Genomic DNA, 25,020 nt, shown 5'->3' with positions numbered 1-25,020 from the left:
TCAAAGGTGATGTGCGAGGGTCATTCTGAACAGCCGTTGGAGCACTTGCAACGTGGGGACAGCGCCGCGCCGTTGTGGGTAAGGCAGGCGAAGGATTAGGGCGCGAACCATGAATTCGTGACAAAAGAAGGAAAAATGACCAGGAAAATTTGCATTTAAACGCCGGGGGGCTACCATACGACCCGGATGTGAGAGAGTGCAGAGGCAGATGGCTGGGGTACCCAGCAGGCGGCGTTCCGAGTGTGGGGAATGGAACGTGAGCACGATCTTGGGGTCGACATCTGGGCGTGCGCGCGCCGTTGCCGTGGCAACGTTGGTGCTGGTTCTCTTTGCGCCTTTTGCCAGCACCCTCTTCTCGCCGCGCGGCGAGATCTTCGGCGAGATGATCTTCGGCGATAACCCGGCGTACTACTTCTTCGCGCACGATTTCGTGGCGCGGACGATTCGCATGGGGGAAATGCCTTTGTGGAATCCCTACGCGATGTTGGGCTTTCCACAACTCGCCGAAGGGCAGGCGGGCATCTTCCACCCGCTCTCGACGTTGTATTACGTTTTTCCGACCGAGATCGCGATGAACTGGGTCATCTCGCTGGCGATCGTCTTCGCCGGCGTGGCCTTTTGGGGCTATCTTCGCGCCCTGAGCATCGGCCCGGCCGCGGCGTGGTGTGGCGCGATCGTCTGGGCGATGGGTGGCCGCATGCCAGCCCGCATCGACGCCGGCCACTTGAACATGTTGGTCGGGTTCCTCTCGTGGCCGCTGGTGCTGGGAGCCTGGGAGCGGTATCGCACGACGGGGCGTTTTTATCACCTCGGCGTGCTGGCCCTGTCGTACGCCGCGCTGATCTTTGCCGGCTATCCACAGTACACCTTCATCTTCTCGTTGTTTTTCCTCTGTTACGTGGCGTTGCAGTTCATCGCCGCGAACTCGAAGCAACAGGCCGCCGCCGATCTGAAGGCCGTCTGCTGGCTGGCGCTGTTCGTCCTGTTGGGCATTGGGATCGCGGCGGCGCAGCTCCTGCCCACGCTCGATTTCATGTCGCGGTCGTCGCGTGCGAACTCGGCTTACGAGTTTTCGAGCAGCTTGTCGCTGCCGCCCGAATCGTTGCTGACAGTGCTCACGCCGAACTTCTTCGGCTACTCGGCGACGGGGACGAATCAATACTGGGGGCGCAGTCTGAATTGGGAGACGTGCCTCTACGTCGGTATTCTGCCGGTCGTGGCCGCGGTCGTCGGCGCCTTTGCGGCGCCGCGAGAAAAGCGCACGGCCCTGGTCGGCTGCGCTCTGCTGTTCCTGGCAGTCGGGTTCGGCCGGCATACGCCGATCTACGGGCTGATCTACGAATACGTGCCGCTGGCCGGGTTGTTCCGCGCCCCGAGCAGGTATTCGGCGGTCGCGTTCTTCTGCCTGGCCACGCTTACCGGCTATGGCATGCAGGCGATCTTCCAGGGTTTTAGTCGACGTCAGGAACGCGAGATCTCGCCTGCGACAGCGGTCGTGCCGCAAGTGGCCTGGCTGCGGGCAGCTTCGTTCGCGCTCCTGGGACTGGCCGTGCTGGTCTGTGGCTTGCTGGCCTACTTTCTCTTGGATTTTTCTTCTGCCGGTTCGCGATGGCACTCGTTCATGCGCTGGGTAGACGCGCAGCGTGAGTTGCCGATCAAATCGATCGATGTGATGAATTCCGAATTCGTGGGGCAGGCGGGGCGCCGGGCCATGCTCGGGCTGACACAGGCCTTGCTGTTGCTGGCGGCGACGGCACTGTTGCTCTACGCCGCGTGGCGCCCTGCCTGGCGACGCCTGACGCTCCCCTTGGCGGTGGTGATTCTCCTGGGCGATCTCGGCTTGTCGTTTTCGAATCGGCTTTCGACGTTCGATGCGGCAATGACCCGCTTGCCCGAGCCCTTTGCCGACGTCATCGATCGGCACCAGGTGCCTCCGCGCGTGCATGACCTGACGGCCGAGGTGGCACTGGGGCGCCAAGACGAGGTGTGTCAGACGTTCCACAACCAGGGGATGAGCTACGGGTTCACCAGCCTCTCGGGTTACACGGACAATGTGCTGGAGCGCTATGCGTCGATCGTCGGGCCGGAGGGGCGGGCGGGCGCGATTGCCGAGGCCGAATGGATGCGGCGGCTGTATCGCATGTTGTCGGTCGAATACGTGATGGCGCTGGAAAGCGATCTGGAACCCGGCACGCCCATCGTGGGCCGTCACTTGGGACGCGTCCTGGTGCCGCTCCATCCCCCCTTTGCCCGCGCGCGCTTGCTGCGCGAGGCGCTGGCCACGGACGATCCCCAGGAGGCGGAAGCCTACATCCGCAACCAGAATACTCGCCCTTCGTCGCGCCCGATCCTCGAGACGACGGAGCCCTTGCCGACGGCGAGCCCCTTGCGTCCGGCCGAAGTGGCACGCATCACGGAATACACCAATACGCGCGTGGAGTTGGATGTCTTTGCCGCGCAGCCTCGCGTGCTGTTGCTGGCTGAAATGTACGACAAGAACTGGCGCGCCACGGTCGATGGAAAACCGGCGGCAGTCATGCCGGCCAATTACCTCCTGCGCGCCGTGCGCGTGCCGATGGGGCGATCCCAGGTCGTTTTCGAATACGTCGATCCGCTATTTCGCTGGGGGACGATCCTCAGTCTCGCCTCCTTGCTCATCACCCTGGCGATTGTGGTGGGATCGTACCTGAGCGCGCGACGCGATCTGTCCGTCGACAGGCCCGCCGTGTCGGCATCAGGCAGGGGCCGTGCCGCCGGCAGTGCGAAGTCTTGCGAGAGCGAGTTGGCGATGGTGACGGCGAGCGAGACTTCGGCCTGGCGGTGCTGGGGATTTCGTTCGCGCCGTTAGCGGGGCGAACGGCCAAGAGCAATTGCTGCCTCGAGAGACGGACGAGAGGTCTTATGAAGACGAAGCAGAGGCGGGGACCGGAGCTGAACGGAAGTTGACGAGTTGCGTTCCTTGCCGTGGGGGGAATTGGAACGTGTGGAGCAAATTTCATCGTCTGGGCGAGTTGCTCGCCGAGTACGTACTCGCCTTGTTGGCGGTGGCGCTCTTGTTGCCGTTTGTCGGCATCTTGCTTCTGCCGCGCGGCCGGGTCTTGGGCGAAGCTCAGTTCGGCGACAACCCCGCGTATTACTTCTTTGCACACGATTTCGTCGGGCGATCGCTGAGTCACGGCGAGCTTCCACTGTGGAATCCTCACGCCTTGCTGGGATTTCCGCAACTCGCCGAGGGGCAGGCGGCGATCTTCCATCCGCTCAACTTGCTGTATCTCGTGCTGCCGACGGAAGTGGCCATCAACTGGGTGGTGGCTCTCTCCGTGGTGCTGACGGGGATTGGCTGTTGGTGGTATCTGCGCACGCTGGGACTGGGCAATGCCGCGGCGTCGTGCGCGGCCCTCGTCTTTCCCTTGTCGAGCCGCATGGCCGGGCGCATCGACGCGGGGCACCTGAACATGCTGGTCGGGTTCGTCTCCTGGCCCTGGATGCTGGGCTGTTGGGAACGCTACCGCGCCACGGGGCGCCTCCACTACCTGGGATACCTGGCACTCGCCTACGGCACCCTGATCGTGGCGGGTTATCCGCAGTTCACGTTCATCTTCTCGCTGTTCTTTCTGTGTTACGTCGTGTCGCAGTTGCTCGTCCGAGCGAGCGAAGACCGCTGTTCCTGGCAGGATGTACGGGCCACCTTGTTCCTGGGCGTATTTGTCATCGCGGGCGTCGGGATCGCCGCGGCGCAGTTGTTCCCCTCGATCGACTTTGCCCTGCGTTCGTCGCGCACGGATACCGACTATGATTTTGCGACGACGCTTTCCTTGCCGCCCGAGTCGGCGCTGACGGCGCTGACGCCGACTTTTTTCGGCACCCCCGCGCCAGACAGCGGCGTCTATTGGGGACGCGGCATTTTCTGGGAGACCTGTCTCTACGTGGGCATCGTGCCCTTGGTGGCGGCGGTGGTCGGCGTGGGGGCCGCCCCGCGCGAACAACGCGCCGCGCTGCTCTACACGGGTTTGATATTCCTGGTCCTGGGACTGGGGGGCTACACGCCGCTCTTTCGCATCTTCTACGACTACGTGCCACTGGTCTCGTTGTTTCGCGGGCCGGGCAAGTATTCCGAGATCAGTTTGTTCTGTCTGGCCACGTTGGCCGGCTATGGATTTCAAGCGATGTTCGCCGGATTTGTCCCCCTCGGCGCGCGCGAGGGGGTGTCGGAGAGCAACGACGGAGCAAACGGAGCAACTCGACCGGCGCTGGTGCGGGCAGCGGCCTGCGCCTGCGCCGTTGTGGCACTGGCCTGCATCACGCTCCTCGCGTGGTACTACCCTGCGCACGACCGGCTCGATTCTCACTGGGGAGCGCTCCTGCAATGGGTGTATCCTCCCATGGACATCGATCGTCCGGCGATCGAGCACGACGATCTGACCGTCGTGCTCGTGTCGGCTTCTACTACGCTATGGGGACTCGCACAAGCGCTGCTCTTCGCCTGTGGCGCCGCGCTGCTGATCTTCGTCTGCTGGCACGCGCGCTGGCGGAAGCTTGGTGTTCCGTTGGCGGCGCTGCTGCTGTGGGCGGATCTCGGGCTCACGTTTTCCTCGCTGCTGTCCACCTACGAAGCAGACCTCACGCGCTTGCCGGACAATTTTGCCGATGTGTTCGAGCGGCATAACTTTCCCGCGCGCGTGCAAGACAACGCGACCGGCATGGTGCTCGAGAAAGATGGCGAATCTTGCCGCACGTTTCGCAACGGCGGAATGGGGTACGGTTACACGACCGTGTCCGGCTATGCGGGCACTTATCTCGAACGATACGCGCAAGTGTTTCAAGCGACGCATGCGGCGCCCCGCTCGGGCTTGGGGGCCGTCCGCGCGGACTGGATGCGGCGATTCTTCCAGATGCTGGCGGTCGATTATCTGATCTGCCGCGAGACCGAGGTGCCCGTCGGCGCCAAGGTGCTGGCGCGTCATGTCGGGCGCGCGCTGATTCCGCTCAATCCCTTCTTTGCTCGCGCGCGACTGTTACGCGACACCAGGACCGTGGCCAGTCCGGACGAGGCGTTGCGCTACATCACCAGTTTCAAGAATCGCCCTTCGGCGACCCCGGTGATCGAGACGACGTCGATGATGCCATCGCCGGAACCGTTGCAGCCAAAAGAACTCGCGCGCATCACCGGTTTCAGCAACAACCGGGTGGAAATCGATGTCTGGGCGGCGCAACCGCGCGTGTTGTTGCTGGCCGAGATGTACGATCCGCATTGGCACGCCACGGTGAACGGGCAGTCGTGCCCCGTGATGCCGGCCAACTATCTGCTGCGGGCGGTAAGCGTGCCGGCGGGACCGTCAAAGGTCGTCTTCGAGTATGTCGATCCCTGGTTTCAGTGCGGTGCGGTGGTCAGCGTGGTCAGTTTGCTGGCAACCCTTTTGTTGATTGTCGTGTCGCACCGGCGTGCCTGCCGCCAGCAGCGCGTCCGAGCGGCAACCGAGCTACCGCAGGCGGAACCTCAGGTGGCACGGGACGACTTGTCGCGAGAAGAACCGGTACTCTCGGTGGGGGGCGAGATCGCACGCTGGCAACCGTGGTGGGGCCTGCCGGCGAACGGGCGCCTCCTGCCCAAAGAGCCCTCCCCCTGACACGGTCGCTCGAGAAACGAACCAGGCGTCTGCCTGCCGTGGCATGTCCGGACAAGTGTGAGGCGTGCGGCACGCGAGCGGCGCCACGCGCGAAGGCTTGTCAGGCCCTCACTGCCCGCGTGAATTCCGTGCGTGCGGCGGCGCGGCACAGGTCGCGGATGGCGAAGGCACCACGCGCCGCGCCCAGGCAGAGCAGTGGGGCAAAGAGCATGCCCCAGTATTGGTTGAAGCTCTGCCCGACGAGGGCGAAGAGCGCCAGGTAGCTCAGCGAGACGAGAGCCATGCGCTGTGCCCAAGGTGCCTGCCAACTAGCGAAGCCGAGCAGGGCGAGAGGGAGATAGATACCGGTCACCCATTGGGGCAAGAGCAGCAGGTAGCAGTTCATCTGCGACAGCGAGAGTAAAAAGGGCGCACCGCCGAACTGCAGCCAGCTTTCGTAGTGGCTGCGGTCGCCCGGCTGGATCAGCGTATGAACCGTAGAGGCGTGCCAGCCATAGAAGGCGAGGAACGCGACGATGCCCCCCCCCCAAGCGAGCGCCTCGTCACGCCGGCGCGTGCGCCAGGCATCGACGAACATGATCGCCGAGAATAAGAGCGCCAACTCGCGCAGGAAGGGAGCCGCCAGTCCGATGGCAATGCCGGTCTTGCGATAACCGGCCGCCATGGCCGACAGAGACAGGGCGATGATCGTGCCGGCCCAAACGACCGGCATCACATACAGCTCGCCGACGAAGCAAGGGAGCAAAGCGCCGCCGAGCAGCAGCAGACCCAAGGCCGCGGTACCGATGCCGGCGTCGTCGACCGTCGCCGCCATGGCCAGAAAGAGCGTGGCCAGCGCGGCGGACGCCAGCAGGACCTTGCCCCACGCGGGCTTGGGCAACATCCCCAGGAACCACATCGGCAGCGGCGTGCGCCAGTTGAAGACGCTGCGCGTCGGATATCCCCGCGCGCGGAGCTCGACGCCGGCCGCCTCGTAGTAGCCTTCGCCGGCCTGGATGCGTGCGACTTCGGCCGCGTACAGTTGCACGTCGCTGGGCCGCCGCTCGGGCGAGTCGGCGTAACCCGATCGCCAGGGAGACAAGGTTATCAGAACGAACCCGAGGACTGTCGCGCAAAACAGCGCCAATACGCGGCGTGCCGCGCGGGGCGAAAGATCGACGTACGGCGTCGCCACGCGAGCCTGGAAGGAGTTCATGCCGTAGAATTCGCCGGTGGGTGACTGCGAATCGAGGGGAAGTGCGCATCCCCATGGAAAAACCTAGCTCGGCGGGGGCCAGCCGCCGGGAGTCTGCCGGCGTGGATTGCAGCGATTGCGAGCGTTATAGTGCCGCACGCGGCGATGATTCCGGCCCCGGCGGTCGTGGGGGGACCTGACTTCAAACCAGGCGAGCAGCATGTCCGAAGCGCACGTGACGCCGACCTCCGAGGCCGAACTCGAAGAGTTGCTGTCGCGGCCCGCGCCTTCCACGGTCCGCGCCCTGGCCGAGTTCTCGGGCGATCTCTTGCTGCTGGGCGTGGGGGGCAAGATGGGACCGAGCCTGGCCCGGATGGCGCGGCGAGCGCTCGATGCGGCGGGGCGTGAAACGGTCCGCGTGATCGGTGTCTCGCGCTTTTCGGAGCCGGGCCTGCGCGACGAGCTCGAGCGCGATCGCATCGTGACGGTAGCGTGCGATCTGCTGGATCCGGCCGCGCGCGAGAAGCTGCCCGACGCGGCTCACGTGCTTTTCATGACGGGGTTCAAGTTCGGGGCCAGCTCGGCCCCCTGGATGGCCTGGGCCACCAATGTGCTTGCCCCCGGTGCGCTTCTGGAACGCTATCGCGCGTCGCGCGTGGTCGCCTTCAGCACGGGCAATGTCTATCCCTACGTGTCGCCGTCCGAACCGGCGCCGAATGAAACGACACCGCCGGCGCCGGTCGGTGAATACGCCAGCACGGCATTGGGGCGCGAGCGGATGTTTCAATTCGCCAGCGCGCGGTACGGGACGCCCGTGTGCTTGTTACGGCTCAACTATGCCGTCGATCTGCGCTACGGCGTGCCGGTCGATATTGCGCGCACCTTGATGGCGGGCACACCGATCGACTTGTCGACGCCGCGCGTGAATATGGTGTGGCAAGGTTATGCGAATCGCGTGGCGCTCGAGTCGTTTGCGCGGGCCTCTTCTCCGCCGCGCGTGTTGAACCTGACGGGGCGGGGGCATCATGCGGTTCGCGCCGTGGCCGAGACGTTGGGGCGCCATCTCGGCCTCGTGCCCACGTTCGCCGAAGGCGAAGGAGAACGCTCGCTGCTGTCCGATGCTTCGAGCTGTCACCAATGCTTCGGCCTGCCGGAAATCGACGGCGAGGAACTGTTGGCCATGGTAGCGGCTTGGATTCGCTCAGGGGGCCGCTTGCTCGACAAGCCGACGAAGTTTCAGGTGAGGGACGGGCGCTTCTGAGCCTGCGTCGCGACGGATGTTGCGCCGCGGCGCCCTCGCGCTGCCTTGCCAGGCACGGTGCTCAAAAGGTGGGATTCCGCGGGAATGCTCGACGTGGGCGGCTACTTCTCTTCAACGAGGTCGGCGGGACGCACGCCCGGCTTGAAGCCATTGTTGCGGAAGGGCCGCGGCTCGAACGTGCCGACGATCGCCACGTCGCTGTGCTCGGGGATCTTGTCTTCGAGTCCGACGGCCCAATAGCAGGCATTGACGAGCAAGCGGCGCAGCCCCTCGCTGGCGAAATCTTGCGACGCGCCCATGGTGGTGGTGAAGACGCGCGCCCTCTTGCCCACCTTGCCGGTGAAAGTCTTCGTCCAGGCGATCGGCATCATCGGATCGTTCTGCGCGCCATCGACGGGGGGATCGTCGGGCTGCATGCCGGTCAACACCTGGCCCAACACCAGCGGCTGACTGTCGCCCGGCAGAGGGAGTCGCACGCCGTAGACGTCGGTCGGTCCCCAGATATCGCCATCGCCGATGCCGCGCAGAATCGGGTTGCTCTCTTGCCCCGGCGCGATGATGCCACGAGTGCTTTGGCTGCCATGCTGACCGTGGTGATTGATCCACGTCTCGCCGAGCACCTGCCGGCCAAAGCCCCCTTCCCAATCCCGGCTCTGCCAGCCGTAGCGTGCGTAGGGATCGTCTCCCTTGTTGTCGAACGCATGGGTCGCCGTTCGCAAGCCGACGATCGGTCGACCCGACTCGATGTAATCGACCAGTTCCTTCATTTGCCACTCGGGCAAACGGCGAAAGCGCGTGAAGAGGACGAGCAAGTCGGCGTCGCGCAGGGCCTCGAGGCCGGGAATGTTGTCGCTCTGGTTCGGGTTGATCGTGCCGTCGTCCGGGTCGATGGCAAAAAGCACGGTACATTTGAACCCGTGGCGCTCGGCGAGGATCTGCGCCAACTCAGGCAGCGTTTCTTCGGAGCGGTATTCTTCGTCGCCGCTGACAAGCACGACGTGATTGCCGCGGCCCGGCCCGTCGTTCCCCTCGTAGACGACCGTGGTCGGAGCATCGGCGACGGCCGTTTCACCAGCCCCCCCCAGCGCCACCGCGGCCAACGTGCCCAGCAGCGCCCGACGACACCAAGATTCCATACGCGACACGAGAGAACCTCCGCGGCAAGGAGAGAGAGGGGGGACCATTGGTCGTTTGATTTCGATCGAGGGGCTCCGAGGCGGCAGGCAACGCCATGCTTCCGACCACCGGGCACCGATCCTCCACGATCGTACCCCGGGGGCGCGGTCGGGTGAATCATGCCCCGTTGCGATTCCTGGTCCCGCCTTTTTGGCGGTGGGATGGTTTTCTGGCGTAACCACCTATGGGCGAGACGCGTCGGACTTCAAAAAACCGGCCGCGTCACTAGAATTCGATGACCAATCATGACTCAAGTCCGAACCGACGAGGGCGCCTCGCAGCGGCTATTGCGGCTGTCCGAGCGCATCGAAGCGGTAGAAGGCTTCGCCGAAGTGTTGTCCTCGCTGCAGGCAGGGCACGGGGCTGCGCTCGACGGAGTCTGGGGGTCGAGCTGCGCGCTGGCCGCGGCCGCACTGGCGGCGCATGCTTCGGGGCCGTTGGTCCTGGTCTGCCCCCATCCGGGCGATGTGGACGAGATGGTCGACGACATCGCCCTGTTCAGCACGGCGGCGTGCGACCGCTTTCCCGCCACCGAAACGACTTCGGCCGATCGGACGCGCGCCGATGAAGAGTTCGGCGATCGGCTGCGCGTCATCAAGCGGCTGGCGACAGGGCGGGCGGCCCCCATCCTGGTGACGAGCATCCAGGCGTTGGTGCAGCCCGTGCCCGACCGAGAGACGCTCGCCGCCCGGACGCGTACGCTGCGCCGGGGGGAAGAACTCGATCTCGACGAGTTGACGCGCTGGCTGGTCGAGAATGGCTTTCAGCCGATGAGCGCCGTGGCGATGCCGGGAGAGTTTTCCGTTCGTGGCGGGATCATCGATCTCTTTGCCCCGGACTTCGAGCATCCGGTGCGCGTGGAATTATTCGGCGACGCGATCGAATCGATTCGCGCGTTCGACGTCGCGGCCCAGCGCAGCCTGGTTTCGCTCGACGCCGTCGAGCTGTCGATCCTCGATCCCACGACACGTCAGCAGGGGCACCTGGCCGATTATCTGCCGGCGGGAACGTGGCTGCTGCTGGTCGAGCCCGCGGAGCTGGACGAAGAGGGGCGCCACTACGTCGAGCGGCAGGAAGATCGGCAGCGGTGCCATACGGTGGCCGAGGTGCTGCGCCGGCTGTACCAGTTTCCGTCGATCACGGCCGAGAGTGTCGCGCGCGGATCGTTCGAGGCCACGTGCCATCTGCGCATCGAATCGGTCGAGCGATTCAGCGGCGAGATTGCCCGGGTGCGCGACGAGCTCGAGGCGGCGGCCATCGGGCACGATGTGTATCTCATCTGCCAGACCGAGGCCGAGGTCACGCGGCTGCAAGAGCTCTTCAGCGCCACGCGTCTGGTGGCGGAGGGGCGCTTGCACTTCGTCATCGGGCGGCTGCGGGCCGGTTTTCGCCTGGTCGTGGCGCGGACGATCGTGTTGGCCAGTGCCGAGCTGTTCCAGCGGACCGACATGGCACGCTCCTCGCGGCGACGCTTGGGTCGCGTCATCGACAGTTTTCTCGACCTGCGCGAGGGGGACTATGTCGTCCACGTGGGGCATGGCATAGCGCGGTATCGCGGGCTCGAGCTGCTCGACAAGGGCGCGCAGACCGAAGAGCACCTGGAGCTCGAATTCCACGGCGGGACGAAGCTCTTTGTACCGGTCTCGCGGATCGAGCTGGTGCAGAAGTATGTCGGTGGGATGAAGTCGCGTCCCATGCTGGCGCGATTGGGTGGGCGCACCTGGAGCCGGCAAAAAGATCGCGTCGAAGAGGCGATCGAGGATCTGGCGGCCGACATGCTCGAGTTGCAGGCGGCGCGAGCATCGCGGCCCGGGATCAGCTTTCCGCTCGACACGCCCTGGCAGAACGAGTTCGACGCCGCGTTTCCGTATCAGGAGACTCCCGATCAGTTGGCCGCGATCGAAGAGGTGAAGCGCGACATGCACGGCTCGCGCCCCATGGATCGACTGATTTGCGGTGAGGTCGGCTACGGCAAGACCGAGGTCGCCATGCGCGCGGCGTTCCGCGCCGTCGAGAGTGGCTATCAGGTGGCGGTGCTGGTACCGACGACGGTGCTGGCCGAACAGCATCGGCGAACGTTTGCCGCGCGTTTCAGCGAGTATCCTTACACGATCGCTTCGCTGAGCCGGTTTCTCACCGGCAAGCAGCAGCACGAGGTCATCGCGGGGCTGGAGTCGGGGGGCATCGATATCGTCATCGGCACGCATCGGCTCGTGCAGGAGGATATCCGCTTCCGCAACCTGGGACTCGTCGTCATCGATGAAGAACAGCGCTTTGGCGTGGGGGCGAAGGAGCGCCTCAAGACGCTGAGACAGATCGTCGACGTGCTGACCCTCACCGCCACGCCGATTCCACGCACGTTGCACATGTCGCTCCTGGGCCTGCGCGACATTTCGAATCTCGAGACGCCCCCCGAAGACCGGATGGCGGTCGAGACGCGCGTGACCCGCTTCGACAAGGATCTCATCCGGCAGGCGATTCTCCGCGAGCTGAACCGGGGGGGGCAGGCCTTTTTCGTCCACAATCGCGTCCACGATATCGAGCGCGTGGCCGATCTGCTGAACAAGATCGTGCCTGAAGCCAGCATCTGCATCGGCCACGGTCAGATGGGCGAAGGGGAGCTCGAGCAGGTGATGGTCGATTTCATCGCCCAGCGCTACGACATCCTGCTGTCGACGACGATCATCGAGAGCGGACTCGATATTCCCAACGCGAACACGATCTTCATCGATCAGGGAGACCAGTACGGGCTGGCCGATCTGCACCAGTTGCGCGGCCGCGTGGGGCGCTACAAGCATCGCGCGTACTGCTATCTGTTGATCGATCAGAACAAGGCGCTCAATCCCACGGCGGCTCGGCGGCTGCGGGCCATCGAGGAGTTCAGCGACATGGGAGCCGGCTTCGCCATCTCGATGCGCGATCTCGAGATTCGCGGGGCGGGCAATATCCTAGGCACGGAGCAGAGCGGCCACATCGCGGCGGTGGGATACGAGTTGTACTGCGACCTGCTCGAGAAGGCGGTACGGCATCTGAAGCAGATGCCCGCCAAGGCCACGATCGACGTCGACGTAGCGCTACCGGGCGAGGCGTGGCTGCCCCGCGGCTACGTGCCCGACGTGCGATCGAAGATCGATCTGTACCGGCGTCTGGCGCGGGTAGCAACCTTCGACCAATTGAAGGATTTCGCGGACGAGCTGGTCGATCGATTCGGGCCGCATCCGGACGTGGTGCGTCGCTTGCTGGCGCTAGCAGAACTGCGCCTGCTGGCCGCGCGGTGGCGCGTCCACACGGTGCGGATCGAGGATAATTACCTCGTGCTGGGCTATTCCGACCCGAAATTGATCGCGGAACTGGCCCGTTCGAGCGGCGGGCGATTGAAGATCGCCGATCGCGAGAGCGCCTATCTCTTGCTGGGCAAAGGCGTTGTCGATCCGGACGTGGTCTACGCCGAAGCGAAATCGCTGTTGCAGGCCACGTAAGGCCTTTCTACAATCCCGCCCCCCGCCTGGAGATCGGGCGGAAAACACTTCGCGCTCGTTCGCCGTGTGGGCAGAGGGCGACGAAACAGGGTCGTTCGCACGCTCGTCGCGAGTTGCCAAAACGCTGTTTTGCCGCGGACACATCAGCCGGTTCGAGAGTCAATAACGATCGTGGCACGCACTGTCCGACTGCTCACGCCGATTTTCGTGCTCGTCGTCCTGGGCGTCGGCGGGAGCGATTCGTTCCTCGCTACGTTGCTGGACGAAATCGTTTCGCCCGCGCCGGCACTGGCGCAAGTCAACGACGGGTATATTACGTCGAACGACGCCTCGGGTTCGCGATACCTGGGCTCGCAGACCGACATGCCGGCCTGGGCCCGCACGGCCACCAACGACGCACGCTACCGAGCCGGTATCCCGGGTTCGCCGCACGAACCGACGTTGGCGGTGCGTCCCTCGTCGTGGCCGGGCGCCGCGCCTCCGGATGACGAACCGCGCATTCCGACTCGCGACGACGTGCGCCGCGCGGCCGCCATCGCCGCCGAGCGCCAACAGGCGGCCTATCGGCAGGCGTCTGTGCAGCAGGTGGCCTATCTGCAACCGGGATCGAATGTCGCGCCTGGCGCGGCCGTGTCCCCCGTAGCGGGACCAATGCCGGCCCAAGTACCCCCGGCCGTGCCTGTGCCCCCTCCTTACCAAGCCACGAGCGGGACGATTCCGACGGCGCCGCAAGTGCCCCTCACACCCCCCTCGTCGATGCCGGCGGGGCCGCCTTTGGCGCCGATTGGCGACGTGCCTTACGCCTCTCAGACGCCGATCGATGCGGGCTTGGGCATGACGCGGGTACCCGGACCTGCGACAGGGCCGATCGTGGCCGACCAGGGGGCGCCCCCTGGCGCCCAGGTGCTGTCGGGGGCGACGATTCTGGCTCGCGTCGGATCGGACGTCATCCTGGCCAGCGAAGTCGCGCTGCACGTGAACGAAGTGCTGAAGAGCAACGCCGACAAGATCCCGCCCGAGTATCTCGAGCCGATCCGTGAACGATTGACGCGTCAACGGCTCGAGGCGTTGATCGATACGAAGGCGGTCATCATCGAGTTGCGGCGCAAGATTCCGGCCGAGAATCTGAAGAAGATCGACGGCTCGCTGGCCGACGAGTTCGAGAAGCACGAGTTGAAGCGACGGCTGGAGCGCGCCAAGGTGCAGACGCGCACGCAGCTCGACGAGATCTATCGCACCTACGGGACGTCGCTCGAGCGCGAGAAGCGGGCCTTCATGGAAATGATGCTCGCGCAGCAATGGGTGCAGAATCAGATCAAGCGTGACTTCGAGATCTCGCACGACGAGATGCTCGCCTACTATCACGACCACATCGCCGACTATGAGTTTGCCGCGAAGGCGCGGTGGGAACAAATCTCGGTGCGCCACTTCCGCGGACGGCGCAAGCGCGAAGCGTACGCCAAGATCGCGGAACTCGGCAATCGGGTGATGCGCGGAGAACCTTTCGCCGAGGTGGCCAAGAGCGGCTCCGATGGCCCGACCGCTGCCGACGGCGGCGTGCGCGATTGGACCACCGCCGGCAGCCTGGCCTCGAAAAAGCTCGACCACGCCATCTTCTCACTGCCAATCGGTACGCTCAGCGCCATTCTCGAGGACGACGATGCATTTCACATCGTGCGGGTGATCGAACGCCAGGAAGCCGGGCGGACGCCCTTCACCGAGACGCAGGCCGAGATCAAGGAAAAGATCCGCGCGGAGCGCATCCAGGGGCAGGCGGAAGATTATGTCGACGAAGCCCGCGCCAGCGTGCAGGTGAGCACCATCTTCGATCACCTGCCGCCGCTCGACGAAAAAGCCACCGCCCGCGCCAAGCCCGACGGCAAGAAGAAACGCTGACCATCATTCGTCGGCCCGCGAGCTTTGAAAAGCTCGTGCGATATTTGGCCGGTTTTTATGAGTTGGGTTTGCAACTGCGACGCCGGGCAAAGCCAAGGATGCCCAAAGCACCGCATGCCGCCAGCACCAAGGTCGAGGGCTCGGGGACGGCCGTGATGTGGACCGAATAGAGGCCATCTTGGAACGCCGTGCTGTATTGGAAGCCGGCCGGAGCGTTGTTCCATTGAAGGGTGGCCTCGCTTAGATCGAAGGTTCCTCCCACCTGGAAGAAATCGAATTGATCCCCCACCGAGGGCAGAAAGCCATCGATGAAAGCGATGTTCACCGTCCCGGCTAGCGAGAGATTGCCGGTCACTGAAAGCTGGTCGTACTGCCCCGGCAGCAGACCGCCGATCTCCAGATCGAGCGAGCCGAATGAACCTTGCAGGTAATTCCCCACCACGTCCAACTTGCCGGGCGAAAAACCAGGGGATACAACACCCCCATCGTTAACGATATTACCGACGATTGTGCCGGCGCCTGAAAGCAGTCCACCTTCGCCCATTACTACCGCATCGCTGATGGGTATGGCCTGGCCAATCGTCACCATCCCGCCCTGGGAGACGTTGACTTCTGAGGTCGCGTTGATCATCAAATGTGTGGCGATCGAGACATATCCATTATCAACAACATGAAGCTGGGCCGCGCCCTGGTCGCCAAGCCGCGCATCACCTCCAACAGTTAAATGTGAGCTCTCGCCAGTCACCAAGATCTCCGCAGTAGCTGTTGGCGCGATGGCCGCATCCAAGCTCATCAGATTCAGCGCGGCTGTGGCCGCCAGCCGCACTTCGCCGTGCCCATGATGACCAATCAACCCCGTTCCGGTGACATCCAGGAGCGAGTTTCCGCTGAGATTAACTCGTCCTTCAGCTTGTGAATGCTCGCCGAGTCTCAGGAAATGCGTCTGCACAGTGCCGCCATCCGCAATAACCAACTCGCCATTCGCGCCTGCCAGATCGCCGACTGAGATCATCTCGTGTGCGACCACACTGGCACCGTTTCGCACGGTCAGGTGTCCCTCGCCGCCGAATCCCACATTGAGGATATCCGCGACATTAAGTTGGCTACCGTTTCCCTCGACGACCACCTCGCCGGCACTGCCCGAGGCGATCGCGATGCTCATCCAACTTGACGTGTGCGCGGTTGCACCGGATCGGATATCAAGCATTCCGTGCCCCCAGTAGCCGACGCCAATTTCCTCTTGCGTCGATAGATCGGTGCCAGGACCACTCAGCCAGACTTGGCCTTGGCCCCCCACGCCGATGTCTAACCGTTGGCCGGCACGAAACGTTGCGCCGCCGTCGGCAAACAAGGTCCCCAGCGAATTACCGAGGACACCAAATCTTAATGAGTAAGGCGTCTCGACGGTGGGAATTCCATCGGCAGATGGCACGCCGGAGACATTCAGCGCGCCATCCCCCCAGAAACCGACCACAATGTCGTCGGCGGTCGATACCAGCCTCGCTCCATTGCTCACATTGATCGTACCGGCATAATCGGCGTCCCAGCCCGCCGCGATTGCTCCGGCGTGGGTTTCACCGGGGCCGCGTACGTTCAATGTGGTCGCGGCACCCTGGAATGACACATCCTGAGCCGGACCGCCGACCGTAAGCCAACCATTCACATGCAGATTTCCGTATCGTATCTCGGAAAGATTAAAGATGCTCAGATCGCCAAAAGTATTAAAGTCGAATGTCCAGGCTCCACTTTGGACCGCTAGCGCCTCGACCGTGGCGGTTCCGCCCGGAATGAACATTTGATTGGGTGTGTTTGGGTAGATAAAAGTGGAGTCGCCGAAGTAGACATAGCGTGGCGAGGTCGTGGGATTCACTTCGGTAACCAGGCCCGACCCAAGCACCGCCCGGTCGAGTACTCCAGGAGGAGCGAAGTACTGCCAATTAGCTCCATCGTGAAATGATCCTTGAGCAACGGGATAGGCGCCGGGTGATTGATTGCCGGTCCAGCGAATATCGTCGGCCTGCACCAATCCAACTGTCGCAAACAGACGAAATGTCGCCAGAACAGTGGCAGCAGCTAGGAAAAACGGGCGAACAGATACGCAATTCATGGGGGCGGAACCTCACAGGACAAGAGAACAAAATGCCAAACCAGTTGAGATCAACCAGGGTGTGGTACTTGTTCACTAGCAGTCCTAGAGGTTCCGAGTCGGTTGCACGTCCTGAGCAGGTCGTCTTTAAACCGCCGTTCGCTGCTTTCGTTGGCGAAGCGTCCAGGCTGTCAGTGCCGCCCCCGCCAGGGCCAACACCAGCGAACTTGGCTCGGGGACGGCCGTGATGTGGACCGAATAGAGGCCATCTTGGAACGCCGAGTTGTATTGGAAGCCGGCCGGAACGTTGTTCCATTGAAGGGTGGCCTCGCTTAGATCGAAGGTTCCTCCCACCTGGAAGAAATCGAATTGATCCCCCACCGAGGGCAGAAAGCCATCGATGAAAGCGATGTTCACCGTCCCGGCTAGCGAGAGATTGCCGGTCACCGAAAGCTGGTCGTACTGCCCCGGCAGCAGACCGCCGATCTCCAGATCGAGCGAGCCGAACGAACCTTGCAGGTAATTCCCCACCACGTCCAACTTGCCGGGCGAAAAGCCAGGGGAAACAACACCCCCGTCGACGAGCACGTCGCCCAGGATCGTGCCTGTTCCACCCAGCCTGCCGCCAGGGCCGACGCGGAGCGTGTTAGCAGGCACGTCGCCGACATCGCCTTGCCCGACATTCATGCGTCCCCCCGTGATCAACTGAAGCGTACCCTGCGAACCTAGGAGCACCTGGTTTGCAATCTGCATCGTGGACTGATCGTCCAGTGTCAGCCAGCCGACACCACCGTTATTGTTATTGGATGAACCAACAGACAGGAATTCTGACAGGTTCCATTGTGAATCGGCGCCACTGATGGCCACCTCGCCAGAGGATCCTTGGTGCATGCCGATTTGGCCCCATCTACTCGAGACTTGTGCCCCGCTAGAAACATTCATCGTAGCAGTGCCCGCCTGTCCGATATCGATGCCCCCCGTCATGTTGATGGAGGCGCCAGCACGAACGTCGATTTCACCGGTTCCCGTACTGGCGATGCCGGCCGTCAGGTGTCCGTCGATATCGATCTGACCGGCCTGTCGGACGAGCAACGTACCGCGACCATTTTCACCAACGCCGATGCCTTGCGTTTCGATTCGCGAGCCATTGCCTCTTACTTCAACGGTTCCCTCGGCGTCTGCGCCAGCGCCAATGTTGCTGCCCACAAAGCTCGCGAAGCCGCCGTTCGCAATGGTCAACTGTCCCTGCCCATCGAGTCCAACATGCATGCCACCGGTGGCAATGAACTGCGAACCACTGCCGGTAATGGTCATTTCACCATAGGTATCGGGCGAAAAGATTCCCAACGCACCGCCCCCGACCAGGGAAACCACGCCACCGTTCGAAATCGTCACCTCCCCCGTTCCACTCCCGCCCGAACCGAGCCACAAGCCCCACGTTACATCCCAACGCGAGCCTGGACCGTTGATCAGCGCCGTGCCGTGGCCACCGGCACCTAAGTAGCCGATGTATCCCGTTTCCGCCGTGGCGCCGTTTAATACTTCAAGCCGTCCGACAGCTCCCGGGTTCTTGCCGATCGCCAACTGACCGGTGTCGGGAATCGGAGTGGTGAGACTGACACCGGGACCATCGAGGACGAGCGTGCCATTTCCGAAGTCGCCAATAATCCCCCCCACGCCGAAGAGACCAGAGTTTTCGAGCTCCGCGCCATCACGCAGGACCAATCGCCCCGTCGAGTCTGCTGAGTAGCCAATGGCAAACGAACGGGTCGATGCTTGCCCGGCTCCGCGCATGACCAACTCCGCATTGCCGGGAGCATTCCCAAAATCCTGCATGTCCGCGCCGACGACCAAAGCATCGGACGCGTGCAGATTTCCATAGACGGCTTCCCAACTTGGCGGAAAGCTTCCGAAGGTGCCGAAGTTGAAGGTCCACGATCCACTTTGCGCGACCAGAGAGCCCACAGTGGCCGTTCCGCCCGGCACAAAGCTCTCGTTAGGTGTGTTCGGGTAAATAAAAATGGAGTCGCCGAAGTAGACGTTTCGTGGCGAGGTCGTGGGATTCACGTCAGTAACCAGACCTGACCCAAGAATCGCCCGATCATTGGGGCCTGGCGGAGCAAAGTACTGCCAATTAGCTCCATCGTGAAATGATCCTTGAGCAACGGGATAGGCGCCGGGTGATTGATTGCCGGTCCAGCGAATATCGTCGGCCTGCACCAATCCAACTGTCGCAAACAGACGAAATGTCGCCAGAACAGCGGCAGCAGCTAGGAAAAACGGGCGAACAGATACGCAATTCATGGGGTCGGAACCTCACAGGACAAGAGAACAAAATGCCAAACCAGTTGAGATCAACCAGGGTGTGGTACTTGTTCACTAGCAGTCCTAGAGGTTCCGAGTCGATCGCACGTCCTGAGCAGGTCGTCTTTAAACCGCCGTTCGCTGCTTTCGTTGGCGAAGCGTCCAGGCTGTCAGTGCCGCCCCCGCCAGGGCCAACACCAGCGAACTTGGCTCGGGGACGGCCGTGATGTGGACCGAATAGAGGCCATCTTGGAACGCCGAGTTGTATTGGAAGCCGGCCGGAGCGTTGTTCCATTGAAGGGTGGCCTCGCTTAGATCGAAGGTTCCTCCCACCTGGAAGAAATCGAATTGATCCCCCACCGAGGGCAGAAAGCCATCGATGAAAGCGATGTTCACCGTCCCGGCTAGCGAGAGATTGCCGGTCACTGAAAGCTGGTCGTACTGCCCCGGCAGCAGACCGCCGATCTCCAGATCGAGCGAGCCGAACGAACCTTGCAGGTAATTCCCCACCACGTCCAACTTGCCGGGCGAAAAACCAGGGGAAACAACACCCCCATCGACGAGCACGTCGCCCAGGATCGTGCCGCTGCCGGACAGGGTGCCATCAATTCCGACATGGAGGGTGTTGTCGAGCAGAGTGAGAGGAAGGGCTCCCACGACGGCGACGCCACCATCGGTTAGTTGAAGCGTGCCGCCCTGGTGCAGGTGGATCCGTTGACCGACGTTCAGTCGAGAATCTTCGTCCACCTGGACGGAGCCGGCGCCGCCGGAGAAATGGCTGATGTACAACTCGTTCTCTACGGCCACCGCTCCGCCGCCAGTGATCTCCAGCGAGCCGTGGCCGCGTTCGCCTACGACCAGATTTCCTTCGTTCGTCCAGGTCGAACCGGCGCCGTCGACGGTCACGACTCCGACCGAATTGGGAGAATACGCCACCGAGGCCGACTGATTGTTGACCGTGCCGCCGCCGGTGATCTCTAGCGCGCCCTCTCCTGAACTGCCCACAAACAGTTCGCTAGTGTTGGTCCACTCGGAACCAGGACCATTGATGGTGACGCGGCCCGTCGAGGAGGCGGTAAGTCCGATATGGCTGAGATAACTGCTAACCGCGCCACCGCCCGTGATCTCCAGCGTGCCATCGCCGTTGCTTTCGCCTACAAGCAGTGCGTTGTCGTTCGTCCATCTCGAACCGGCGCCGGCGACCGTGACACGTGCTGTCGAGCCGTTGCCAATATGAGCCCAAGTATTACTGACCTCCCCACCGCCGGTGATTTCCAACGTACCGCCGAGCACACCCAGGAATTCATTCGTCCACGTTGAGCCGACGCCGTCAACAGCGGCGGTTGCGTGGTCTTCCCACAGAAAACTTGAAATACTGCTCACCGCGCCGCCACCGGTGATCTCCAGCTTGCCGCCACCGCCTACAAACAGATCTCCATTGTTCGACCACGCCGAACCGGCGCCATCGGCAATGACATGACCAGTCGGCTGGATGGAACCCGAAATACTGCTCACCGCGCCGCCACCAGTGATCTCCAACAAGCCTTCGCCTCCGAAGCTGCCTACAACCAGATCCCCGTCGTTTGTCCATGTCGAACCGGCACCGTTGACGGTCACGCGCCCCATCGAGCCGGACAAGTATCCGATATGAGCGTCAGTGTTACTGAGCTTCCCGGTTACTGAGCTTCCCGCCGCCTGTGATCTCCAGCGTGCCATCGCCGCGGCGGCCAATAAACACTGCCCCGTCGTTTGTCCATGTCGAACCGACGCCGTCGATGGTCACGACACCGATTGAATCGGGGCCGTACGCTACAAATCCCTCGCCGCTATTGCTGACTTCCCCGCCAGAGGTGATCTCCAGAGTGCCCTCGCCCCCAGCACCGTCACCCACAAGCAAATCCCATGTATTCGTCCATGAGGAACCGTGACCGTCGACGGTCACTCGCCCCGTCGAGCCAACACCGATAAATCCCAGAGTACTACCAACCGCCCCGCCACCAGTGACCACAAGAGTGCCATCGCCAAAACCACCCAAAAACAACTCCGTATTGTTGATCCATGTCGAACCGACTCCATCGACCGTGACGTGGCCCGTCGAGTCAGACCAATAGCCAAGATAACCGTTTGCACTTTGGACCGTGCTACCGTCGTCGATCGTCAGGGTGCCGTGGCCCGTGAAGCCGATGTAGAGATTGTCGAACAAAGTGGTGGTGGTGGGGTCGGGAGAAACGTCGCCCGTGACCACGACGCTGGCCTGGCAGACGGCGGCCCCTTGCAATGCGACGACGACTACGACACGTCGCAGCCAGACCATGAACGGACAGGGGCCCATCGTGGAAATTCTCCTCGCTCGAAGCCAAATAAAGTAAAGAGGGCAGCGGCCGAGCGCCGATTGCGCCCCTACTTACGTAAGCGAGGAATCAAGCCAAAAACCGAACATAAAATTCAGTATTTTTCGCGGAGCGGCCCAGGTCGAGAGGCTAAACTCATTGGTAGACAATGAGTTACTGCGATTCATCCGGCGGCCGCATTGATCGCCTGGATGGCGGCCCGGTGATGTTCGACCTGTTCTTGGACGCGTTGGCGACGGCTGAGGTCGCGGAAGTCGATGTCGAGTACTTCGAGGGCGCTGCGGTGGAGATTGAGCGCCTCGTCGATGCGGCCCTGGTTCTTGGCAAGCTCCGCCCGTAGGCCCAGGCACTCTGCCCACACCAGCCGTGGCGCGGCATGCGCGTCGCGCGGCGGATCGATATACGCCAGGGCTTCGCAAGCAAAGATCAAGCGACGGTTGGCGTCCTCGTCACGTCCGTTGGCCAGGTCGTTGCGAGCCAACTCCAGTAAAACCTTGGGCAATCTCTCGGCATAACGTTTCGCGACACTGCGCCGGAGAATGGCCTGACCGGCATAGTCGCAGAATCGTTCGTAGTTCAGGATGCCATACTCGGGTTTGTTTTTCTGCTTGTAGAGTTCGGCAAGATTCAGCGAGGTCGACGCCAGCAAGTTGAGCGCTCGCTGGGATTCTCCCTCTTCGTTCTTCATTCGCTCGAAGAAGTGAAGTGCCGTCTCAAACATCGAGATCGCTTCGTCGGTATTCCCGGAATCACGCATACAGGCAGCTTGAAGCCGGCTGGCCTCCGCACGGTAGAACAGCCACTCGGCATTTTCGCCGCGTTGCGGTGCCATTTCGTCCAGCAGGTTGTTGCAGCCGGTGAAATGCTGAATGGCCTGGCTTTTCAATCCGAGCTGCCTCGAACTGCAAGCGAGGTAGAAGCTGGATACCGCGTGAATCCAAGTGAAGCGCTCGTCGCGGGGAAACTTGCCACGTGCATTGACAACAAGTACCACCGCCAAGTGGAACTGCTCGTGAGCGGCTGGCGTTTCTCCTGCACGGGACAGCGCTTTGCCTCGCTCCAAGAGATACCCAGCGAAGTCGGCGATGATGGATCCCTGTGCAGGTTCCATGCCGAGGAGATACCGATAGAGAACCAGATACTCGTAGGGTTGCGCCAACGGATTGTCCAACTCGTTGTGCCGACGAAGGTGCGCGCCGTAAGAGAACAGGTTCGCGGCCAGTGCTTGCCGATAATCCTGGTTGGTAGGCTCTCTGCGGATCAATTCTACCCAAGAGTCGATGCTCTCTCGAAAGTGTCGTCGGGCTTCTTCAGGGTGATTGGCCAATTCTGCAACGCGGGCATGAAACGACTGCATCGTGGCTTCGTAGGCGAGCGAAGGACGAAGCGGGGCCGGCCGTGCCAGCATGCGTTCGTAATAGCTTCGCAACTGGTCGCTATTGCCGGTGAAGAAAGGATCGCCACTCATCGTCCACAGGTGCATCTCCTCGATTACCCAGGACATGTTGACGAGCCCTTGCTCGGCCTGAATCAGACTCGCTTCGACGGCGGCGGCATAGCGGTTGGCACTCCGCCACTGATGGAAGATGCTGCCAAGCCCAACGATCGAACCGACAACCAGCAGACTAACCAAAGCCGTAACGAGCCGGTGCTGTCGACATCGGCGTAGAAATCGCGTACCGAAGCCCAAGGGTCGTGCTGTTACCTCATGGCCATCAAGAAATCGTTCCAGGTCGTCAGCCAACTCGCGTGCCGTCCCGTAGCGTCTCGTCTTGTCTTTTTCCAGGCATTTGAGGCAGATCGTTTCCAAGTCACGGGGGATATCGGGACGCACCGATCGTATCGAGGTTGGTTCATCCTCTTGAATCGCACGGGCCAGGGCAAACGGATTAGCGTCATCGAAAGGGGGCTTGTCCGCGAGCACCTCGTAGAGCACGACCCCCAAAGCATAGACATCGGTGAACACGCCGATGTCCCGCTTGCCGTCGCTGGCCAACTGTTCGGGGGCCATGTAACGCGGTGTTCCAGCCTGGATGCCTGGAGCGGTGTCGACCGAGACTTCGTTCAGTTGCTTCGCCAAACCGAAATCGGTCAGGCGTGGCATGAACGAATCTGCGGCACGTGAATCGGCACATGGCTCAAGCAACACGTTCGACGGTTTGATATCGCGGTGCAGCACACCACGCTCGTGCGCATGATGGACGCCCCTGGCGAGTTGCATGACGAGCCGGGCCGCAAGCTTTGGCGAACGTGGCGGCTGTTCCTGCTCCATCCACTGGCCCAGGGTTGGTCCCGCACAGTAGGCGCTGACGATGAAGCCGAGTCCGGCGAGTTCCCCCGATTCGTAGACGGGAAGTATGTTGGGATGATCGAGTCCTGCCGCAGCTCGTCCTTCTCGCAAGAATCGATCGTGCAATTCCTGCGACTGCCACACTTCCACGCGAGGAAGCTTCAGCGCAACCTGCCGGCCGAGCATGGGATCGAAGGCGAGAAAGACCGTTCCGAAGCCACCGGAACCCAACATACGGTCGAGCGCGAATCGGCCGAAGAAATCTCCTTGGTTCGTCTTTTGAGCATCGGCCCGCTCCGTAGTCACGGAAGACGCATGCAGCACCGCGTCAAACGCATCGATGAAATCTTGCAGGTGCGCCAACTCGGGATGACGCGATAGGCGTGACCCGTGGGAAGAGGACGCACGAGCATGATGCTGGGCGTTGTTTACTTCATGGCCATCGGAACTACGGTTATCGCTTTGCGTCGGGTTGATCGTCATGCTCACACTCGGATTTCAGAGCCGACATCGCGCGACTGTAGAACATCCGCGCGGCGTCGGTGGTCTTGTTCATCCGCTGTCCAATTTCTGGAAATGATAGGCGCTCGAAGTGTCGCAGAAGAATGATCTCTCGGTACGTCTGCGGCAGCCTTTCGAGCGCCACCTGAAACTGGCCCGACAGCGAGTACACTGCCTCTCGAGGAACGTCCTCGTAGGCGGATACCTCCTTGAGACTCGAATCAAGAGGTACTTCGCGAGAAATGTCGCGTTTCGCCGTGCTACGGAACCATCGTTTGGCATCCGCAACATTGTTAATCATCAACTGCCCGAGCCACGTTCGTAGTCGAGAGTGCGTCGAGGATGTGAACTGCACGAAATCGCGATGCGCTTCGATCAGAGTGATTTGCGCCAGGTCAGATGGATCGATCTTCCCTCGCAGATCGCCAGCCAACTCGCGACGTGCCACACGTCGTAGATAGGTGCGATACGACTCCAGCAATCGCGAAAGGGCGTCATCCGCCCCCGTTCGCGCAGCCTCGACGAACAACGGAACATTCTCCACGGTAATCCGAGACGGAAGTTGCTCCACGGCCTTAGCTCCCTCGAACCGTGCCCCCGCGTCGATCGCCTGGATCTCGCCATTGGCAGATGCTTGGAAAACTCCCAGGATCGTAAATCACATGCCCGTGTCAAGGTGCAACTGCGGCAGCCACCTTGGAATTGGCCGATGCCATGGCGTTGCGGACCTATATCCCCGAGCGGATGCAGCCCTACCGTTCACGCTGGACCGACAAACCGTCCGAGTTCCAGCGAGTCGTGTATGCCAATCGGCGCCGCTTGAAGAGGGCCAAGAGCCGCCAATTTCAACGTTGGCGGAGCGAGCGTTGTGAACG

13 protein-coding genes are annotated in these 25,020 nt (G+C 62.3%); 5 read left to right on the top strand and 8 right to left on the bottom strand.

The annotated features are described in order from the left end of the window. Positions 1–256 precede the first annotated feature (256 nt). Together KF708_05710 and KF708_05705 are read left to right on the top strand one after the other, a co-directional pair. Positions 257–2,848, top strand: a complete 2,592-nt coding sequence (locus KF708_05710) for a YfhO family protein (GenBank protein ID MBX3412196.1) — start codon at positions 257–259, stop codon at positions 2,846–2,848. A gap of 133 nt (positions 2,849–2,981) precedes the next feature. Further along, positions 2,982–5,627, top strand: a complete 2,646-nt coding sequence (locus KF708_05705; GenBank protein ID MBX3412195.1) for a YfhO family protein — start codon at positions 2,982–2,984, stop codon at positions 5,625–5,627. Between the two features lie 100 nt (positions 5,628–5,727). Here KF708_05705 and KF708_05700 read toward each other — a convergent pair whose 3' ends face one another. After that, a complete protein-coding gene (locus KF708_05700; GenBank protein ID MBX3412194.1) occupies positions 5,728–6,822 on the bottom strand; it encodes a hypothetical protein in 1,095 nt (364 codons plus the stop codon). A 199-nt stretch (positions 6,823–7,021) separates the two neighbouring features. Here KF708_05700 and KF708_05695 point away from each other — a divergent pair, with 199 nt between their 5' ends. Next, a complete protein-coding gene (locus KF708_05695) occupies positions 7,022–8,062 on the top strand; it encodes an NAD-dependent epimerase/dehydratase family protein (GenBank protein ID MBX3412193.1) in 1,041 nt (346 codons plus the stop codon). Positions 8,063–8,163: 101 nt separating this feature from the next. Here the strand turns inward: KF708_05695 and KF708_05690 are convergent, their stop codons facing one another. Beyond that, on the bottom strand, positions 8,164–9,198 hold the full coding sequence (locus KF708_05690; protein ID MBX3412192.1) for a ThuA domain-containing protein: 1,035 nt from the start codon (positions 9,196–9,198) through the stop codon (positions 8,164–8,166). A 285-nt stretch (positions 9,199–9,483) separates the two neighbouring features. On the opposite strand from KF708_05690, the gene mfd reads away from it, so the two are divergent. Further along, positions 9,484–12,717 carry a transcription-repair coupling factor gene (gene mfd / locus KF708_05685; GenBank protein MBX3412191.1) on the top strand — a complete coding sequence of 1,078 codons (3,234 nt, stop codon included), beginning with the start codon at positions 9,484–9,486 and terminating at the stop codon, positions 12,715–12,717. Between the two features lie 171 nt (positions 12,718–12,888). Beyond that, positions 12,889–14,613 (top strand): peptidylprolyl isomerase, encoded by a 1,725-nt coding sequence (locus tag KF708_05680; protein ID MBX3412190.1) that lies wholly within the window; start codon positions 12,889–12,891, stop codon positions 14,611–14,613. Positions 14,614–14,668: 55 nt separating this feature from the next. Here the strand turns inward: KF708_05680 and KF708_05675 are convergent, their stop codons facing one another. The 6 genes from KF708_05675 to KF708_05650 form a co-directional block, all read right to left on the bottom strand. Next, complete coding sequence (locus KF708_05675; protein MBX3412189.1) at positions 14,669–16,720, bottom strand: PEP-CTERM sorting domain-containing protein; 2,052 nt, start codon at positions 16,718–16,720, stop codon at positions 14,669–14,671. A 126-nt stretch (positions 16,721–16,846) separates the two neighbouring features. Further along, the gene (locus KF708_05670) at positions 16,847–19,003 is read right to left on the bottom strand and encodes a hypothetical protein (protein MBX3412188.1); all 2,157 of its coding nucleotides are present in this window, start codon (positions 19,001–19,003) and stop codon (positions 16,847–16,849) included. A gap of 126 nt (positions 19,004–19,129) precedes the next feature. Then, the gene (locus KF708_05665) at positions 19,130–20,620 is read right to left on the bottom strand and encodes a PEP-CTERM sorting domain-containing protein (GenBank protein MBX3412187.1); all 1,491 of its coding nucleotides are present in this window, start codon (positions 20,618–20,620) and stop codon (positions 19,130–19,132) included. 43 nt (positions 20,621–20,663) lie between these two features. Then, positions 20,664–21,335 carry a hypothetical protein gene (locus KF708_05660; protein ID MBX3412186.1) on the bottom strand — a complete coding sequence of 224 codons (672 nt, stop codon included), beginning with the start codon at positions 21,333–21,335 and terminating at the stop codon, positions 20,664–20,666. A 182-nt stretch (positions 21,336–21,517) separates the two neighbouring features. Further along, positions 21,518–24,127, bottom strand: a complete 2,610-nt coding sequence (locus tag KF708_05655) for a serine/threonine protein kinase (GenBank protein MBX3412185.1) — start codon at positions 24,125–24,127, stop codon at positions 21,518–21,520. After that, entirely contained in the window at positions 24,099–24,716 is a 618-nt protein-coding gene (locus KF708_05650; protein MBX3412184.1) for a sigma-70 family RNA polymerase sigma factor, read from the bottom strand. Before KF708_05650 ends, KF708_05655 begins: the two co-directional genes overlap by 29 nt. Positions 24,717–25,020 lie beyond the last annotated feature (304 nt).

It is taken from the genome of Pirellulales bacterium (genome assembly GCA_019636335.1).
Lineage (GTDB): Bacteria > Planctomycetota > Planctomycetia > Pirellulales > JAEUIK01 > JAHBXR01.
This window is presented reverse-complemented; position numbering and strand designations above follow the sequence as displayed.

Excerpts from the sequence above, each read along its gene's own strand:
- KF708_05700 (MBX3412194.1), bottom strand. The coding sequence starts at position 6,822 with ATGAACTCCTTCCAGGCTCGCGTGGCGACGCCGTACGTCGATCTTTCG.
- KF708_05695 (MBX3412193.1), top strand. The coding sequence starts at position 7,022 with ATGTCCGAAGCGCACGTGACGCCGACCTCCGAGGCCGAACTCGAAGAG.
- KF708_05690 (MBX3412192.1), bottom strand. The coding sequence starts at position 9,198 with ATGGAATCTTGGTGTCGTCGGGCGCTGCTGGGCACGTTGGCCGCGGTG.
- mfd (MBX3412191.1), top strand. The coding sequence starts at position 9,484 with ATGACTCAAGTCCGAACCGACGAGGGCGCCTCGCAGCGGCTATTGCGG.
- KF708_05675 (MBX3412189.1), bottom strand. The coding sequence starts at position 16,720 with ATGAATTGCGTATCTGTTCGCCCGTTTTTCCTAGCTGCTGCCACTGTT.
- KF708_05670 (MBX3412188.1), bottom strand. The coding sequence starts at position 19,003 with ATGAATTGCGTATCTGTTCGCCCGTTTTTCCTAGCTGCTGCCGCTGTT.
- KF708_05660 (MBX3412186.1), bottom strand. The coding sequence starts at position 21,335 with ATGGGCCCCTGTCCGTTCATGGTCTGGCTGCGACGTGTCGTAGTCGTC.
- KF708_05655 (MBX3412185.1), bottom strand. The coding sequence starts at position 24,127 with ATGACGATCAACCCGACGCAAAGCGATAACCGTAGTTCCGATGGCCAT.